Source organism: Nostoc sp., assembly GCF_054880495.1.
Window position 1 is genome coordinate 1 of record NZ_JBTYKD010000172.1, and the last position, 16,887, is coordinate 16,887.

Annotated in this window: 12 protein-coding genes and 2 pseudogenes; 9 read left to right on the forward strand and 5 right to left on the reverse strand. The window is 42.8% G+C overall.

The window, feature by feature from the left end:
* Positions 1-562 precede the first annotated feature (562 nt).
* Positions 563-3,781 (forward strand): TIGR03032 family protein, encoded by a 3,219-nt coding sequence (locus ACYTXL_RS16765; RefSeq protein ID WP_461925718.1) that lies wholly within the window; start codon positions 563-565, stop codon positions 3,779-3,781.
* Positions 3,782-4,454: 673 nt separating this feature from the next.
* Here the strand turns inward: ACYTXL_RS16765 and ACYTXL_RS16770 are convergent.
* The 3 genes and pseudogenes from ACYTXL_RS16770 to ACYTXL_RS16780 form a co-directional block, all read right to left on the reverse strand.
* Positions 4,455-5,852, reverse strand: coding sequence for an LCP family protein (locus tag ACYTXL_RS16770; protein WP_461925719.1), 1,398 nt, complete (start codon positions 5,850-5,852; stop codon positions 4,455-4,457).
* 79 nt (positions 5,853-5,931) lie between these two features.
* Positions 5,932-6,393 (reverse strand): annotated as a pseudogene (locus ACYTXL_RS16775) (hypothetical protein); the annotation flags it as partial.
* Positions 6,394-6,461: 68 nt separating this feature from the next.
* Positions 6,462-8,186 carry an ABC transporter ATP-binding protein gene (locus ACYTXL_RS16780; protein ID WP_461925720.1) on the reverse strand — a complete coding sequence of 575 codons (1,725 nt, stop codon included), beginning with the start codon at positions 8,184-8,186 and terminating at the stop codon, positions 6,462-6,464.
* Positions 8,187-8,557: 371 nt separating this feature from the next.
* Here ACYTXL_RS16780 and ACYTXL_RS16785 point away from each other — a divergent pair, with 371 nt between their 5' ends.
* From ACYTXL_RS16785 to ACYTXL_RS16810, 6 genes are all read left to right on the forward strand, one after another.
* Complete coding sequence (locus ACYTXL_RS16785; RefSeq protein ID WP_461925721.1) at positions 8,558-8,932, forward strand: hypothetical protein; 375 nt, start codon at positions 8,558-8,560, stop codon at positions 8,930-8,932.
* A gap of 184 nt (positions 8,933-9,116) precedes the next feature.
* Positions 9,117-9,371: a type II toxin-antitoxin system Phd/YefM family antitoxin gene (locus ACYTXL_RS16790; protein WP_461925722.1), complete on the forward strand. Its 255-nt coding sequence runs from the start codon at positions 9,117-9,119 to the stop codon at positions 9,369-9,371.
* On the forward strand, positions 9,364-9,519 hold the full coding sequence (locus tag ACYTXL_RS16795) for a hypothetical protein (RefSeq protein WP_461925728.1): 156 nt from the start codon (positions 9,364-9,366) through the stop codon (positions 9,517-9,519). Before ACYTXL_RS16790 ends, ACYTXL_RS16795 begins: the two co-directional genes overlap by 8 nt.
* A 223-nt stretch (positions 9,520-9,742) precedes the next feature.
* Positions 9,743-9,994: a UPF0175 family protein gene (locus ACYTXL_RS16800; RefSeq protein ID WP_334787472.1), complete on the forward strand. Its 252-nt coding sequence runs from the start codon at positions 9,743-9,745 to the stop codon at positions 9,992-9,994.
* Positions 9,987-10,472: a DUF3368 domain-containing protein gene (locus ACYTXL_RS16805; RefSeq protein WP_461925723.1), complete on the forward strand. Its 486-nt coding sequence runs from the start codon at positions 9,987-9,989 to the stop codon at positions 10,470-10,472. Before ACYTXL_RS16800 ends, ACYTXL_RS16805 begins: the two co-directional genes overlap by 8 nt.
* 10 nt (positions 10,473-10,482) lie before the next feature.
* Entirely contained in the window at positions 10,483-10,734 is a 252-nt protein-coding gene (locus ACYTXL_RS16810) for a Txe/YoeB family addiction module toxin (RefSeq protein WP_461925727.1), read from the forward strand.
* A gap of 60 nt (positions 10,735-10,794) precedes the next feature.
* On the opposite strand, the gene ACYTXL_RS16815 is transcribed toward ACYTXL_RS16810, so the two are convergent.
* Positions 10,795-13,323, reverse strand: coding sequence for a mannose-1-phosphate guanyltransferase (locus tag ACYTXL_RS16815; protein ID WP_461925724.1), 2,529 nt, complete (start codon positions 13,321-13,323; stop codon positions 10,795-10,797).
* 551 nt (positions 13,324-13,874) lie between these two features.
* Here ACYTXL_RS16815 and ACYTXL_RS16820 point away from each other — a divergent pair.
* Positions 13,875-14,495 (forward strand): Uma2 family endonuclease, encoded by a 621-nt coding sequence (locus ACYTXL_RS16820; RefSeq protein WP_461925725.1) that lies wholly within the window; start codon positions 13,875-13,877, stop codon positions 14,493-14,495.
* 14 nt (positions 14,496-14,509) lie between these two features.
* Here the strand turns inward: ACYTXL_RS16820 and ACYTXL_RS16825 are convergent, their stop codons facing one another.
* Positions 14,510-16,372, reverse strand: coding sequence for a glycosyltransferase family 39 protein (locus ACYTXL_RS16825; protein ID WP_461925726.1), 1,863 nt, complete (start codon positions 16,370-16,372; stop codon positions 14,510-14,512).
* Positions 16,373-16,472: 100 nt separating this feature from the next.
* Here ACYTXL_RS16825 and ACYTXL_RS16830 point away from each other — a divergent pair.
* Positions 16,473-16,775 (forward strand): annotated as a pseudogene (locus ACYTXL_RS16830) (hypothetical protein); the annotation flags it as partial.
* Between the last annotated feature and the right edge of the window lie 112 nt (positions 16,776-16,887).

The following is a 16,887-nucleotide window of genomic DNA, read 5'->3' on the forward strand; positions in this document are numbered from 1 at the left end:
TCATCCCCCAACCCCTTCTCCCAAATATGGGAGAAGGGGAGCCAGAATTTCAAAGTCCCTCTCCCAGATATGGGAGAGGGATTTAGGGTGAGGGCGAAAACTACGGTTCTCAACTTAGATGGGGTTTATAGTAGTGGCAATTCATGAATTGCCACTACCTAAAAATCACTCTTTTCGGCTATTGTTTGCGTAAGTTTTCAGTAAAATCACTTGGTGGTCAGATCCCCGACTTCTTAAAGCTGACTTTTCACGGTATCTGGAAAACCTCATTTCTATTTCTCTCTCGTTGTATGAGAGAGACTTTGAATTTCCCCCCTTCCCGTATCGGGAAGCTTGCTCCGGGGTTAGGTCAATCGTTAGCTTTTCCACATGACCTGAATTGTCACCTTCTTTAAGAAGTCGGGCATTTGGTAGCCCCTCAGTAGGCTTGCGGGGGCAAGAAGTGTTCTAGTGAATTTTACATAGCTATTGACTTGAATGTTTATATATGTATAGTTAGTAACTGAACGCCCAACATTCTAGCGATGAATACCCCTAGTGTCAAAAAATTATATTTTTGCCAATGATCGTACAATCCACCACTAAAGCTCCTCTCCCTGTAGAAATACTGGTTTCGCGTCATTTCATCGACTGGCTGCAATCTCAGCAAATTAGTCTGGCTTTCTCTACCTATCAAAGTTCGCGCCTCATGCTGTTAGGGGTGAACACCTACGGACAATTATCGGGATTTGAGCGCGTTTTTGACCGCGCAATGGGGTTATATGCTACCCCAGAACGAATTTATCTCAGTTCTATATCCCAAGTCTGGCAGTTGGACAATGTGCTAACTCCAGGACAACTTTATGATGGTTATGACAAGCTTTATATTCCCCGCATTGCTTATACTACTGGGGATTTAGATATTCATGATTTGGCGGTGGAAGCTGATAATGAACGCATTGTTTTTATCAGTACTATCTTAAATTGTCTGGCAACGGTGAGCGATCGCCATAGTTGTATTCCTTTATGGAAACCTCAGTTTATTTCTAGTTTGGTAGATGAGGATCGCTGTCACCTAAATGGTTTGGCGATGGTGGACGGGAAACCCCGCTATGTTACCCTTTGTGGTGAATCGGATGTAGTGGATGGTTGGCGGGACAAGCGACAAGGCGGCGGCTGTATTATTGATATTCAATCTGATCAGGTGATTGCTAGGGGTTTATCTATGCCCCACGCTCCACGATTTTATCAGGGTAAGTTGTGGTTGCTGAATGCTGGCACGGGGGAATTTGGCTATATCGATACTGATGGAATATTTCAGCCTATTGCTTTTTGTCCCGGTTTTCTGCGTGGTTTGGCATTTAGTGGCGATTATGCCATTGTCGGCTTATCTAAACCCCGTGACAAAACTTTTTCTGGTTTAAAACTGGATGAGAATTTAGCCAGTAAAAATACTGAACCACGCTGTGGATTGATGGTGATTGATTTGAAAACTGGCCAAGTTGTCCACTGGCTACGTCTAGAAGGAGAGGTGACGGAACTTTATGATGTGCAGGTGTTATCAGGAGTCTCTCGCCCACAGGCGTTGGGATTCCATACTGAGGAGATTCAGCAGATGATTACCCTTGATCCACGTTCGCCGCTAATTGGGGGAAATGTACTATCGCCTATACAAGAATTTACTAACAACGCAGATCAAGATGAAATTATCTCTGCAATCATACCTCAAAGTCGAGACTGGTCTAATTCTGATTGGTTATGGTCAACCCAACCGCAGCAATTTCCAGCCATAGAACAGCTTTATCAACAAGCATTAGCTTTACAAACACAACTACAATTGACAGAGGCGATCGCTTTATACGAACAAATAATTAGCCAATATCCCCAATATGCTCCCGCTTGGTATCAGTTGGGGGTAATTATGGACAGTCAAGGACAAACTGACCAAGCTGTTTTGGCTTACCAACAGGCATTGACAATTAATCCTAAATATGCAGAAGCACAAAATAATTTGGGTATTGTCTGCGTAGCCCAGAAAAATTTAGAAAAAGCGATCGCTTATTTTCAATCTGCAATTCTCAGTAACCCGAACTATGCTTTTGCTCACCATAATCTCGGTTTAGCTTGGCAAATGCAAGGTAAGCTATCAGCAGCAGCAGCTAAGTTTCAGGAGGCTTTACAAAAAAATCCCAATTATCCAGATGCTTATCTGAATCTGGGGATTGTATTAGAGGCGCAAGAGAATTTAGAAAGTGCGATCGCTTGTTATCGTGCGGCTGTTGACCACAAACGAGACTATATTAAAGCTTATAACCGCTTGGGGTCAGCACTGATATCTTTGGCGATGACTACTCAAGGTCAAGTAGATGAAGCTAGGGTAATATTTGAAAAGGTTTTAGAACTGCAACCAGACTCGGCTGAAGCCTTCAATTACCTGTTTTACCTCAAAGAAATGACTTGCGATTGGCGTAGTCGTCAGTCTGATTTAACCCGCATCTGGGAACAAACTCTCCAGGAGGTTGAGAACGCAAAACCGACAACAATCGGCCCTTTTGATACCATATACAAGCCTTGGGAGAGGACTTTTTTGCTAAAAATCGCTCGTACACACGGCGAAAATATCCAGAAACAATGGGTACAGCAATCTCTCAATTTTACTCATTCCCGTTCCTTGACTGGGCGGCTACGCATTGGCTATTTATCCAATGATTTCCGCAACCATGCTACCAGTCATCTGATCAAAAGCTTATTTAACCTGCACGATCAGGCTAATTTTGAGATATTTGCTTACTCTTTCGGCACAGACGACAATAGCGAATACCGCCAGCACATCGCTGCTAACTGCGAACACTTCCGAGATATTACGACTTTATCTATAGAAGAAAGCGCCCGCCAGATTTATGATGATGGCATTCAGATATTAATCGATCTCAAAGGTTACACTGCTGGTTCTCGCAGCGCTATTTTAGCTTTACGACCTGCTCCCATTCAGGTCAGCTATTTGGGCTATCCGGGAACGATGGGCGCTGAATTTATCGATTATATTATTGGTGATCCTGTAGTCACACCGCCAGAATTTGCTGATGGTTTTAGCGAGAAGTTAGTCACCTTACCCCACAGCTATCAAGTTAACGATGATCAACAAGCGATCGCTTCTACACCTGTGACTCGTTCTGAGTATGGTTTACCAGAGTCGGGTTTTGTCTTTTGCTGCTTCAATAACAACTATAAAATTGAACCGCAGATTTTCGATGTTTGGATGAGAATTCTCGCCGCAGTTCCGGGTAGTGTGCTGTGGTTACTTGTCAGATTCCCGGCTGCTGAGGATAATCTTAAAAGAGAAGCTCAAGCGTGGGGGATTAATAGCGATCGCTTAATTTTTGCCCAATATCACCCCAAAGCAGAACATTTAGCCAGACATCAATTAGCAGACTTATTTCTAGATACTCTATATTATAATGCTCACACTACTGCTAGTGATGCTTTATGGGCAGGTTTACCAATTATTACTTGTATAGGAAAAACCTTTGCTTCTCGTGTTGCTGCTAGTTTGCTGACAGCAGTTGGTTTACCAGACTTAATCACTAATAACTTAGAGCAATATGAGCAATTAGCCATACATTTAGCACATTCCCCTACAGCATTGCCGGAAATCAAACAGAGATTAGCACAAAATCGTACCACTTACCCCCTATTTGATACACCACGTTTCACCCGCAATCTAGAACAAGCCTATTTTGCGATGTGGGAGATTTATGCTGCTGGGAACCCACCACAAACAATAGAGTTAAAGAACCACTGATAAACACCAATACACGCTGAGTGAATAGATATTGGTAAACCCAAAATTGGTTCTGGATTTTGCCAACGATGAATAGCTTGCTATTGACACTCCCCACCGAATGAGTACCTTGAAGGTGGGGAATTAAACTCAACGAGGTTGTCACCAACCCCGTTGGTCTTTAAAACCGTGCTTGAAAGTTTCCCTTCACACGGCTCCTGAATGATTTGGTGCTTGTCACGCATACCTCGTTACCCATTTTTCCTCGACTTTTTCAAGTTTTGGCGTTGCATATTTGCGGGATGATTTTGCTAGTTTTGTGGGATGGGCATCTTGCCCGTCCCTTATATTTCGGGGCGGGCAAGATGCATACGTGTCAACTTACAGCAGTTTTCATGTATTTGAACCACATCTGTCGTAGGGGCACAGCAATGCTGTGCCCCTACCGCGTGGTCTATTTACCTGATAAATAGCTGTAAGATTGAATCTATTTGGGAAGCAATTGCTCAGGAAGATAATTGGCAACCTTTTTATGAGTTAATCAAGGCAATTCAGTCTAGGAGATAGTTATCATCGGGCAAGGCTTGTAACGAAAATCATTTTTTTCCCTTGCCCCCCTGCTTTCTTGTCAATATTTAGATGCGTTTGCCGAGAGGTTTGAGTAGGAGCAATTCATGAATTGCCCCTACTCTGGTTAATTGAGATGGTAGTTGGATTTCCGCCGTGCTGTACTAGTATGTAATCCCAAATTCTGTCTGATAGAAGTAGAATTATTTTCAGAAATGGAACTAGTCAAATCTGTGCCGATGACAACAGTGACATCAGATGCAATATCTCCTAAAGAAGCAACTTCTACATCACCGACACCAAGAGCTTTTTGAACTGCATTAGCTGCTTCAGGATTTCCATGTTGAGCAATAATTCTGGTTTTTTGAGCAGAGTCTATATTAGTATCAATTTCATGACTAGAAAGAAAAATATTTCTAAAACCGCGTTTTTCGAGTAAGGAGGTGACTTTTCCTACAGCTTCGTGTTGTGTAGTTGCGTTCTGGAGAAAAATTTTCATCCCTTGCGGCACTACTAAATTTTTGTCCTCTTCTTTTACTTCTACATTATTAAAATTAAAATAACGTTGGAGAATTTTGCTAGTAGCTTTATGGTCAGAAATCCAGTAGCTAAGATTGTATTCACTTTTTTCACTAAAACGCCCTGGCAGGAGAATAAAATTATGGTGATTACTTTGACCTAGAGTTTGAGCTATGGCTAACATTTCATTAATAGATAAATCAGTATCTATATTATCTTGAGCTACCTTTAAAATTTGAGGTAATTTAGTAATAGTTTGTGGCTGAAGCAGTGTAAGTAGGATATCTTTAAGAACTTGTTGTTGTCGCTGCACTCGACCAATATCACCTAAAGCATCATGACGAAAACGGATGTATTCTTCTAGATGCTGCCCACTTAACTTTTGTAGACCCGCTAAAAAGTGTATGCTGAGGTTCTGTGAATGATCTACATAATCCATTTTTTTGGGAATATTAACTTCAACTCCTCCCATGGCATCTACCAAATGAATAAAACCTTCTGTATCCAGGCGCACATAACGATCAATTGATACACCATCTAATAGCTGACTTACACTTTGGGCTGCTTGTTTTGTTCCACCACGCACGTTTGCATCATTAATTTTATCTACACCAACTCCATACAATCGAACGAGAGTATCTCTGGGAATAGATAGTATATTAATCGAATGAGAATCTGGCATGATTTGGGCTAGTAGGATAGTATCGCTATTGCCTGCTAATGCCTCGGCAGGAGTAAAATTTTTCTCGTGGGGATGGCCAGAATTGTCAATACCGAGAATCAAAATATTCACAGGATGATCTAGAGTTGCAGGAATCAAACCTGTGACACTTTTGGAACTACCAGGCAGATGCAAAGCAACATCATGATCATTTTTTAAAGGAGTTAAACTTACAACCGAGGAGTAAATTGCTCCCAAAATTGTAGCTACTACTGCCGCACCGATTCCTAAAGCAAATGGCTGTTTTAACAGCTGAGATTTCTTGGGATTATTTTTTCCTTTCACTTCTCACCCACTACATATAAATAAAATTAATTGCTATGGTCTAACCCGGAATTATCTTACTCTGTCAGAGTGGCCACATTTAACTAAACTGCTGGGCATAGCGACGCTCTAAGGCTAATAATTCTTTATGGGTTCCCGATTCGACAATTTGTCCCTGTTCGAGAACTAAAATGCGATCGCACCTCCTAACTGTCGATAAACGGTGAGCAATAATAAATACTGTCCGTTTGTTTCTCCATCAATCTTTCCAGCGCTTCCTGTACCAGTGCTTCTGACTCCGAATCTAATGCTGATGTCGCCTCATCCAGAATCAAGATTTCGGGATTCAGCAGAACAGCACGAGCGATGCCCAACTCTTGGAGACGCTCCGCGTAGCTTGCTTCCACGAAGTGGTACGGCGCAGGCTCAGGGTAAGACCTGCGGCGGGCTACGCCTACGCAATTCTTTCTCTTCGTCTACCAAATAAGTTTACCCCACGATTGCCCACCCAAGTCTGATAACCCTCTGGCAGTTGGCTAATATTTTTATACGTGTTAGTTAATACGGAATTTGACTTATGGATATTGAAGAAATGTTGGATAGATGAAGCGGGAGAAAGAAACTTCGCCTCTAACTAAACTGTTGGGCATAAGATCGCGCATAGCGACGCTCTAGAGCTAATAATTCTTCGTGGGTTCCCGATTCGACAATTTGTCCCTGTTCGATAACTAAAATGCGATCGCACCTCCTAACTGTTGATAAACGGTGAGCAATAATAAATACTGTCCGTTTTTCCATCAATCTTTCCAGCGCTTCCTGTACCAGTGCTTCTGACTCCGAATCTAAGGCTGATGTCGCCTCATCCAGAATCAAGATTTGGGGATTGAGCAGAACAGCACGAGCGATCGCAATTCTTTGTCTTTGTCCACCAGATAAGTTTACCCCACGTTCACCCACCCAGGTATGATAACCCTCTGGCAGTTGGCTAATAAACTGATGGGCATTAGCAATTTTCGCGGCTTCTTTAACTGCTTTGATGTCAAAAACATCTTGTCCAAAAGCGATATTTTGAGCAATTGTCCCCGAAAACATGATGGTTTCTTGAGGAACAATCCCAATTTGTCGCCGCAAACTATGCAGTTTGACATCCCGAATATCAATACCATCAATGAAGATTTGCCCAACTTCGGGATCGTAAAAACGCGGGAGGAGATTGACAAATGTGGTTTTACCAGCACCAGATGCACCCACAAGAGCGATCGCTTCACCTGGCGATACTAATAAACTGATATCTTTTAATACAGGTTCACCTGGTTTATAGGCGAAGGAAATATGACGATATTCTACTTTGCCATTGACTGGGGGTAAAGCGATCGCATTTGTTTTTTCGATCACCGTCGGCTGAATAGCCATCAATTCAAAAACGCGGTCAACAGATGCTTCACCCTGCTTAAATTCGTTATAGTTGTTAGTAGTATGACCAATGGGATCAATTAACAGCGCCGCCGCCGCCAGATAACTGAAAAAATTTGCCACTGTCAAGTTATTTTGGGAAATTTGCCACGTTCCCACAATCAGTAACGATAACCCACTTAAGGCTTCCAGAAATCCGATGATCGGAATCTGAATTGCTTTCAGGCGTTCGGCTGAGTATTTGGCTTTAAGACTGCGTTCTGCTTCATGTCCAAAGCGGGCGATTTCGTAATTTTCGGCAGCAAAAGCCTGTACCAAACGAATACCATTGAAAACTTCTGAGAGGATGGCTGATAAACCCGATACGCGATTTTGACTTTTTAAGGAATACTTGCGTAACCGTTCCCCAAACCAACCCACTAAAATACCCATCAGTGGCGCAACAATCACTGTTGCTAATGTCAGTTGCCAATTCAGGTAAATCATGTAAATCGGAATTGCTACCAACTGCAAAATGCAGGGGATAAAGTCGTGAAATCCTTTATTTACCACTTCGCCAACGCGGTCAACATCTTCCGTGAGGCGGTAAGATAAATCACCTGCTTTTGCCGTTTCAAAATAGCTGAGATTTAGCTTTTGGAGATGGGCGTAGACTTGCTGGCGGAGATGAAAAGCAACTCTCAAAGCAGCTTTCGCCATGTACATATCTTGTATAGACTGAAACAAGCCTCTGACAAGAAAGACTAAGGCACAGCTGCCAGTTATTTGAGCGATCGCTACTACATTACCTTGGGCAAAGGGAGTTGCCAATTTCCCGGCGAGATTGATCAACACTAATGTCGCTAGTACGTATCCCAAGATACCGACAAGTCCCTTGGCGATCGTTTTCCACTGGAGTTGGATATAAGGCAGCAGTAGCCAGTAATTAGAGCGCGTTTTCAAGCTGTAACGTCCACAATGATATTCTCCTTTGTTTGACGCTATCAGCTTTTGGGGAGTTTCTGAACAGTTGACTAATTAGTTCCAAAAAATGGCGTTGCTTAAAATGGGCAAAACTCAGCGCCCCTCTGCGTTTCCCTCAGCGCGACGGCAGTTCCTTCTCCTGTCGGAGACGCTGCGCGAACAAGTCGGCAAAGCCGCCCAACGGACTGCCTCCCCTCTGAGTTTAAAAAAGCTACGAAATTCGGAAATGTCGTAATAGTAACAGCATTTAATCGATTATGTGAATAGTCATACACCAAATATATTACGATGTGGGTAATATGTTTGAGATTCGCTCTGTAGTCAGCAATCAATATTAGACTATTATCAAAATGACCAACACACAGCGATTAGACAATGTTGAAAATGAACTAGAAACTGTAAAACAATTACTAGTGTCTACAGCCAGTTATGCCGAATCATCCAACAGTAGGCTTGACCGACTTGTTGAACGCCAAGACTTGACTCAAAGACAGCTTGATGGATTAGCTCTAAGCGTTCAATCTATGGGTGAAAAAATTGATAGATTCGTCGAGAAAACAGATGATTTTATCGAGAAAACAGATGATTTTATCGAGATTACAAAAGCCCGAAATGCAGTATTAGACGGGGTAATATTTGAATTACGAGATAATCAAGTCTCAACTAATGCTGCTGTAGAAAGGTTGGAGAGAATTTTAGAACAATTGCTTAAGCCAAAGGAATAACATTAAGGCTTAGTCCATTTCATCCGGTGACGTTGGATATCTATATCAATAAGCCTGAAGATATCGTATCAGACTTATTAATAATTATTTTTATTTAACTAAAGTAAACTTTTATGAAGTATTTCAGGATGCAAATTCAAGAAAACGCTACACTTGTACAATAAACAGTACAAGTTCGCGCAAGATGAAAGTCATTTCTTTTAGCGAGGCGAGAAATAGCCTGAAGACGGTTTTAGATCGGGTGACGGAAGATGCCGACTATACGATCATCACCAGACGAGATGCAGATGATGCGGTGGTGATGTCGCTGGAGTTTTTCAATAGTCTGATGGAGACTGTGCATTTACTGAAGTCTCCAACAAATGCAGCCCATTTGGAACGTTCTATTGCTCAATTTAAGCAAGGGAAAGCCGTGGAACGAGATTTGCCCAATGACTAGAATGCTGGCATGGACGGATGAGGCTTGGGCTGATTATCTTTACTGGCAAAGGCAAGACAAGCGCCTCACCAATTCTACACATGAAAAATTTCCCAATTTAGGTAACTGGTTCATTGATATCTGTTTTTCGGTGTTTCTACTGGGCTGAATAGTTTTTATCACAGTTATTCAGCCACCACCCAATCCATTGCCCATGCCCATAGAAAAAAAGGCGGTTTTCAGATATTGCTTGGAAGATTGGCCAATAACTTCAGGGTGATATCCGAAGCATTCACTGGGGTATCGAAATTCCCAATTTCCGGCATTCTGGCAGGATTGATAACTGATATTATTAATGCAGCGAGAAACCGCAGCAATTTAGGACATAAATTATGTCATCAGTCACGATTAACCTGCCAGAAGAAGTATTTAGCGCCCGTCGCCTGAGTCCAGAAGAATTTGTGCGTGATATGCGCCTCGCTGCTGCTATCTACTGGTATCAAAAGCAGGAAATCTCAATGGAGAAAGCAGCTTCAGTTGCTGGGTTAAACCGCCGAGACTTTCTAGCCGTCCTAGCCCGTGAACAAGTGGATGTCTTTGCTGTTGACTTTGATGATTTGCAGCGCGAGTTAAACCGTGGCTGAACTTCCTGCTATCAACACATCCCCACTAATTTTTTTGACGAAGGGCGGCTTTCTTGATTTGTTGCTCCTAATGGGATCATCAATTATTGTTCCTGATGCTGTAGCCGTAGAAATTCAGGCGTATGGGGAAATAGATGTAACAGTAGTGGCACTCAATAATACTGCTTGGTTGGTTGTACAAGAAACACCACCAGTCCCGAATGTGATTCAAAACTGGGATTTAGGTCAAGGTGAGTCAGCCGTACTGACCTGGGGTTATGTAAATCCTGGAACGGAAGTAATTCTAGATGATTTAGCAGCCCGTCGTTGTGCTGCCACTTTGGGAATTCCGGTACGAGGGACATTAGGCATTGTTATTACTGCCAAACAACGAGGCGTAATTCCTGCTGCACGTCCAGTTTTAGAACAATTGCGCCTCTGTGGAATGTATTTATCTGACCGTGTGATCAATCAATCATTGGCATTGGTAGGGGAATAGATTGACTAGAATGCTGGCATGGACGGATGAGGCTTGGGCTGATTATCTTTACTGGCAAGTGCAAGACAAGAAGACACTCAAAAGAATCAATAAACTAATTGAGGAGACGATGCGGATGCCTTTTGAGGGTATAGGTAAGCCAGAATCTCTACGGGAAAATTTAGCTGGATTTTGGTCGCGGCGAATTGATGATACAAATCGTTTAGTTTATGCGGTGGAAGATGCCTATCTAACGATTATTTCTTGTCGATACCATTATTAAAATAATTCGTAATTAAAGAATTCAATTACGAATTACGAATTACGAATTACAAATTACAAATTACACTTCGGCGGGTTGATATTCTTGTTGTCTTTCCACAAACGTCTGGACACGGCTGCGGTAGTTTCTGATCGTCTCATCTACCCAATCGCGATCGTTGCTATTTGCATACAAATGCACCAGTGGTTCGCTGGCATCTGGTAAAACTAATAGCCAACTGTCATCATAGGGTTGACAAACTTTCACTCCATCGATGAGTTCTAAATTTTGGGCTGGGTGAGTTTCTACCAAGTAACGCATCAAAGCACCCTTGGCTGTCCACGGGCAGCGTACTGTATAAGTTTTGTGAATTACACGGGGCAATTCTGATCGAGCAGTAGCAAGCGATCGCTCCTGTATAGTCAACATCTCAATTATCTTCGCAATGCAGAACATGGAATCAAATCCCGGATGCAGTTGCGGGAAAATAAAACCAGTCTCTCCACTACCTCCTAATACCACATTTTGATTTGTCTGACAAGCCTCCATTAAAGCTGTAGGGTTGGCTTTGGTGCGAATCACTTTGCCATCGTGGCGGCGGGCGACTTGTTCAATAGCACTGGAAGCATGAACTGGTACTACTACCGTTCCTCTGGGGTTAGCCGTCAAAATCATGTCCACCATCAGTGCTGTTAACATTTCCCCACGAATTGGGAAGCCTGATTCATCAACTAAAATCAGCTGTTCCCCATTAGCCGATACTTGCACACCAAAGTTAGCTTTCAATGCTTCCACTACATGACCTAACTGAGTCAGTAGTCCTTCGCGGTCAGTGATTGACATCGCCGTTTTATTCACACTGGCATTCAGCACCACTGCATCCGCGCCAAATTTATCCAACATTTGGGGTAAAACTGCCCCCGATACGGCATAAACATAGTCAATCACCACTTTTGCCCGACTATTGCAGAGTGTGGCAACATGCAACAGTTTCTCAAAAGCAGTGCAGTAACGCTCAATCACTTGGCTGGGATAAGATACATCGCCAATTTCATGAATTAGCGCCCGGCGCATATCCTCCTTAAAGTAAGCCCCTTCAATTTTCTTCTCCAGGGCTTTGGAGATATTAATCCCCTTAGCATCCATGAATTCAATCAGAATGTAGTCGGGGCGATCGGGGTGTACCCGCACATGGATACCACCAGCTACCGACATTGTGGGTATAACTGTGCGGGCGATGGGGATAGCTGTAGCATCGAGGTTTTGAATATCAACACCTACTGACATTAAACCAGCAATCAGCGATCGCGTCACCATCCGAGAGACATTACGCTGATCACGGGAAACCGTTACTTTAGAAGCAGGTTTTAAGGTAGAACCGTAAGCCGCTCCCAATTTCACGGCGAATTCTGGGGTGATGTCAATATTAGCTAATCCTTGCACACCACGTTGCCCAAATAAATTCCGTTGGGCGGTGTTTCCCCAAATTAAGTTAATGTTTAAAATTGCCCCTGACTCAATCTTTTTACTAGGCCAAACGCGCACACCAGGGCTAATTTGGGCTTCTTCTCCTACGGTGGAAAGCGAACCCACAACAGCAGCTTCTAATACTTGAGCGCGGCGGTCTACACGAGTGCCACGGGAAATTACACAGGCAGAAAGAGCTGCTTCGTCGCCAATGATTGCCCCATTCCAGACTATCGGGCGTTTGAGATTGGCATCAGCACCAATAGTAACATTATCCCCAATTACGGTTCCTGCCTCAATTTTTACTCTTGCCCCGATGCGGCAATTGTCACCAATCACTGCTGGGGCTTCAACAACAGCCGTCTGATCAATGTAAGTATTCTGACCTACCCATAAATTTGGGGAAACTTCTTTGTAGGCACAATCTAGTTGCACTTTCCGATCTAAAGCATCATACTGAGCCTCGCGGTAGGCATCTAAATGACCAACATCACACCAGTAACCTTGAGCAATGTAACCATACATTGGTTCATCTTTTGCTAGTAGTAAGGGGAATAAGTCTTTGGAAAAGTCGCATTCAGTGTTAGCTGGCAGATATTCCAAAACTTCTGGTTCGAGAATGTAAGTGCCAGTATTGACGGTATCGGAAAAAATTTCACTACTAGAGGGTTTTTCTAAAAATCGATTAATCCGTCCTTCTGTGTCGGTAATCACCACTCCAAATTCAATCGGGTTGGGAACCCTGGTTAAAATCAAAGTAGCTTTTGACTTATTTTGTTTGTGAAATGCGATCGCAGCCGTGAGATCAAAATCTGTGATGCTATCGCCGCTAATCACTAAAAAGGTTTCATCAAGAAGTTCGGCAATGTTTTTCACACAGCCTGCTGTACCTAAAGGCTGATCTTCTTCGACGGCATAGGTCATCTGAACACCAAAATCGTTGCCATCTTGAAAGTAGTCTCGCAAGACATCAGGTAAATAATGTAATGTCGCAATAACTTCTGTAATTTGATGTCGTTTCAGGAGATTGATAATATGTTCGGCAATTGGTCGATTTAGAATTGGCACCATCGGTTTGGGCAAATCGCAAGTTAACGGGCGAAGCCGCGTTCCCGAACCGCCTGCCATCAGTACTGCACGCATAAATCCTCCTTAACTATTTACAGCCTTTGCTGCTTGAAAACGTGTTCAGATATATTTTGTTCTTCTTTCTCTAGTCTCCTATGGATATCGATATTTGAGGAACTTCCACAAGATACATCTGCGGTTGACACTCCCCAGCGTTCACGCAGGGGGATTCTGTAATCTACATTAGTTATTTGCTATACCAGAGTTTTCTCAAATAGAGGTTCCAACTTCGGAGAGCGTTAGTTTGGGATTCCCCATCGGTAAGAGACTAAGATAAAGCGCCTTTTGTCAATCAGTTAAAATACTCGAAATATCAGATATTTCCATCAAAAAATTTGTAAAATATGACAGCAAAAAATCAGTTATTATTCATCCAAGACTTACGCAAACAATAGCTGAAAACAATGATTTTCTTCTTAGGGCAATACCCTGCGGTCAGCTAAAGCTACATGAATTGCCCCGGAGGGCGTGTAGTTTTGCGTAAGTCCGTTTCTCGCAAAAAAAAATCAAAACTGAGAGTTTTTCTACCATCTATTTATTTTAGCTAAAATTCGAGAGTTTAAATCATGACTCAAGCCTTACGCAAACTAGTTACATTCGATGAGTTTGTTGCCCACTATCCCGAAAACTCACTGAAACGCTATGAATTACATGACGGAGTAATAGTCCAGATGCCACCACCCACTGGCGACCATGAAGAGATTGTTGGATTTTTAGTTGGAGAAATAGTTGCAGAATATAAACGTTTAAAACTGCCTTATTTTATCCCCAAAACGGCATTCATTAAACCTACCCAGACCGAATCAGCTTATTCGCCAGATGTGCTGATATTAAATCAGCCCAATTTAGTGAATGAACCTTTGTGGAAAAAAGAATCTACTGTTAGCCAAGGAGCATCGATTCCCTTAGTCGTTGAGGTGGTGAGTACCAACTGGAGGGATGATTATTTAAAAAAAGCAGCTGATTATGAGGCAGTAGGTATCGTAGAATACTGGATTGTAGATTATGCAGCTTTAGGAGGCAGGCGGTTTATCGGCAATCCTAAACAACCAACTATCTTAATCTACTCTTTAGTTGAGGGTGAGTACCAAGTTAGTCAGTTTAGGAATAGCAGTCGCATTCAATCATCCATTTTCCCAGAATTGAATTTGACTGCTCAACAGATTTTTGAGTCAAGTAGTGTGTAGTATTTATCAGAAAACTAACTCTGCTGACAATGATAAAGTTTATATTCGTAGCCATTCACCCTTGACAAAGATTTAGTATCAGAGACGCATGTTTTGAGGGTTTCTGCTACGGGGGCGTGAAAGTTTACCAGCCACAAATCAAAAGGTCGTGGTAATTTATTTAAACTATTTTCTAGAGCAATGGTGGAAGTATTCGGATCTTTATCTTGATGGGCAAGGAGAAACAGAGGTTTTTGGGCTGAATTGGCAAGTTTAAACTCCCTAGCTACCCCCATCATTTCTCCAGTGTGTACATAAGTTTTGTGGGTAGTAGCAATCAGTACTGGCACTGGGGATATTTGTTGGATTAGTTGCACAAAAAGATCAGGGCGATAATATTTTTGATAGCCGAGATTGCAGAATACTGTAACTGCACTGAAAAATCCCATTAACCAAATTAACATCACGGCTTTTTTACCGTTTATTCCCCATCTACCTATGCTTTTTATCCCATTTTCTCTTCCTTTCCATTCCTTAGGAGGATGCCAACAAACTGCAAGACTTGCCCCTAGTAAAATAACGATCGCGGGAAAGTAAACAAAGTTATAACGAGCGCCTCTAGTGAGATCGATACCGAGAAAGTACGTAAAGATAAAGAATAAAGCGAGCGCACTGCTAACCACTCCAATAAACACCTGAATCATAATCCGGCTTTCTGGGTGCTGTAGTTGAATCTTGATCCCACGCAGCAAAATTGGTACTGCCCAAATAAAGAAAATCAGCATCACCAGTCCAGAAGGAATCACAACCAATACCTGTGAAGATTCAACTGGCAGGAGGGAAATCATTGCAATCAATGTTCCTAAAGCTTGAAAAATTGGGCTGAACCAATCTAGTCCGACGCGCGAACCTTGAATCCACTCGGTCAAATTACTGCGATTTCTATTTTCTAAAAAGATTGGTAGCCAAATTAAACCCGCCACAAAAGTACCGATGATAACGGCATAGATGCGCCGCCAGGGAGGAGAGAAGAGGAGAGGAAATTTGCTGCTAGTCTGCAATTGAAGCCAAGCCAGAAAAATCAAAACTACAACTTCTGTACAGAGGGTGAGGCTGAAAAAGTAATGAGTAGCAAGTCCCAAAGCATTAATTGCCACCCAGGAAACTGCTACCCAGATAGGTAAAGATGTGCGGTTTTGGATATGACGTGTGGCAATTACTAAGCAGGTGAGGGAAGCAATTACCCATAAGGCTGCCAAACTGTAATGGCGTGCTTCTTGCGCTAAAAAGATGGCATAGGGTGATACTGCCATCATGGCAGCAGCCAAGTGTCCCACTAATGGCGAGCGAAACGCTACCTTACCTAATACGTAAATAAACGGAATGGAGGCAGCACCGATTAAAGCTGGTAGCGATCGCGCCGCAAACAGCGATACTAATCCTCCTTCGCTGGGAAATAATTTCATCCACTGGTAAGCCAGCACAAAATATAGTGGTGGATGGGTATCTTGTGTAACTAAGTTATGAATCACATCACCAACACTAGCTGCTGGGTTCAGTTGCAGTGGTGACAGCAGAATATCAGGTGCGATCGCTTCATCTAGGGGTACTGATAAAAAAGTATTCCCCAAGCTAAATACCAGGGTAGAAAACTCATCAGTCCAAGGAGGCTTTGCAGTCAAGTTGGCTAGTCGCAAGCTGATGCCGATGATCAACCACATCAAGTTCAGCAAGGGGTGAACCCAAAAAGGAGGGACGCGAGTCTGCCAATTATGCCAATGTTTGTGTTGTGAGCCAGAGTTTGTATCTGCCAAAGGTAGGAAATGGGTAGCATAGACAGCTAGCAAGGAGATAATTTTTCTGTAAAAATAAAATGCACCTGGGAAAAGAACTCTCATTGCCAGCCCTCACACGAATCGATTTCTAGATTTCACATTTGAGATTTAACTATTACGCCGTAAGTCCCCCACGCTCATTTAGTACTCCGAATCAGTGGCTTGCGGTACTCGCCATGATCGTGATGGAAATGCAGCTATCAATATTAGAGCAGAAGGTATCAGAATGCTATTGGCGGAAGGTGACGCTCGTTCGCCCTTGGCGTCTCCCCTTGGGAGAAGACTCGCTAACGCTTCGCTATCAGCCGTCTCTGCTGTCGGAGGGGTGGTAAGTCCCAAACTTGGGCGAAAGTCTAAGTTTGGGCACTCGCCTGTGATAACAGAAGCCCAAACTGTACTTGGTACTCCAAGTCAGTGTGGGTACTCCAAGTCAGTGTGGGTAGTTCACGTTGGTTCTAAAATCTAAAGGCAAAAATCTAAATTTCAAATCCCTGGTTGTGATTATTTAACGTCAGTGACGCGCCAGCTGAGTTTCAAATTAATCCAGAAATTCCAGATGGTAGCAACTGCGATCGCTA

Bases quoted from the DNA above. Each gene is read 5' to 3' on its own strand.
- ACYTXL_RS16765 (WP_461925718.1), top strand. From the start codon at position 563: ATGATCGTACAATCCACCACTAAAGCTCCTCTCCCTGTAGAAATACTG.
- ACYTXL_RS16785 (WP_461925721.1), top strand. From the start codon at position 8,558: ATGACCAACACACAGCGATTAGACAATGTTGAAAATGAACTAGAAACT.
- ACYTXL_RS16790 (WP_461925722.1), top strand. From the start codon at position 9,117: ATGAAAGTCATTTCTTTTAGCGAGGCGAGAAATAGCCTGAAGACGGTT.
- ACYTXL_RS16795 (WP_461925728.1), top strand. From the start codon at position 9,364: ATGACTAGAATGCTGGCATGGACGGATGAGGCTTGGGCTGATTATCTT.
- ACYTXL_RS16800 (WP_334787472.1), top strand. From the start codon at position 9,743: ATGTCATCAGTCACGATTAACCTGCCAGAAGAAGTATTTAGCGCCCGT.
- ACYTXL_RS16810 (WP_461925727.1), top strand. From the start codon at position 10,483: ATGCTGGCATGGACGGATGAGGCTTGGGCTGATTATCTTTACTGGCAA.
- ACYTXL_RS16815 (WP_461925724.1), bottom strand. From the start codon at position 13,323: ATGCGTGCAGTACTGATGGCAGGCGGTTCGGGAACGCGGCTTCGCCCG.
- ACYTXL_RS16820 (WP_461925725.1), top strand. From the start codon at position 13,875: ATGACTCAAGCCTTACGCAAACTAGTTACATTCGATGAGTTTGTTGCC.
- ACYTXL_RS16825 (WP_461925726.1), bottom strand. From the start codon at position 16,372: ATGAGAGTTCTTTTCCCAGGTGCATTTTATTTTTACAGAAAAATTATC.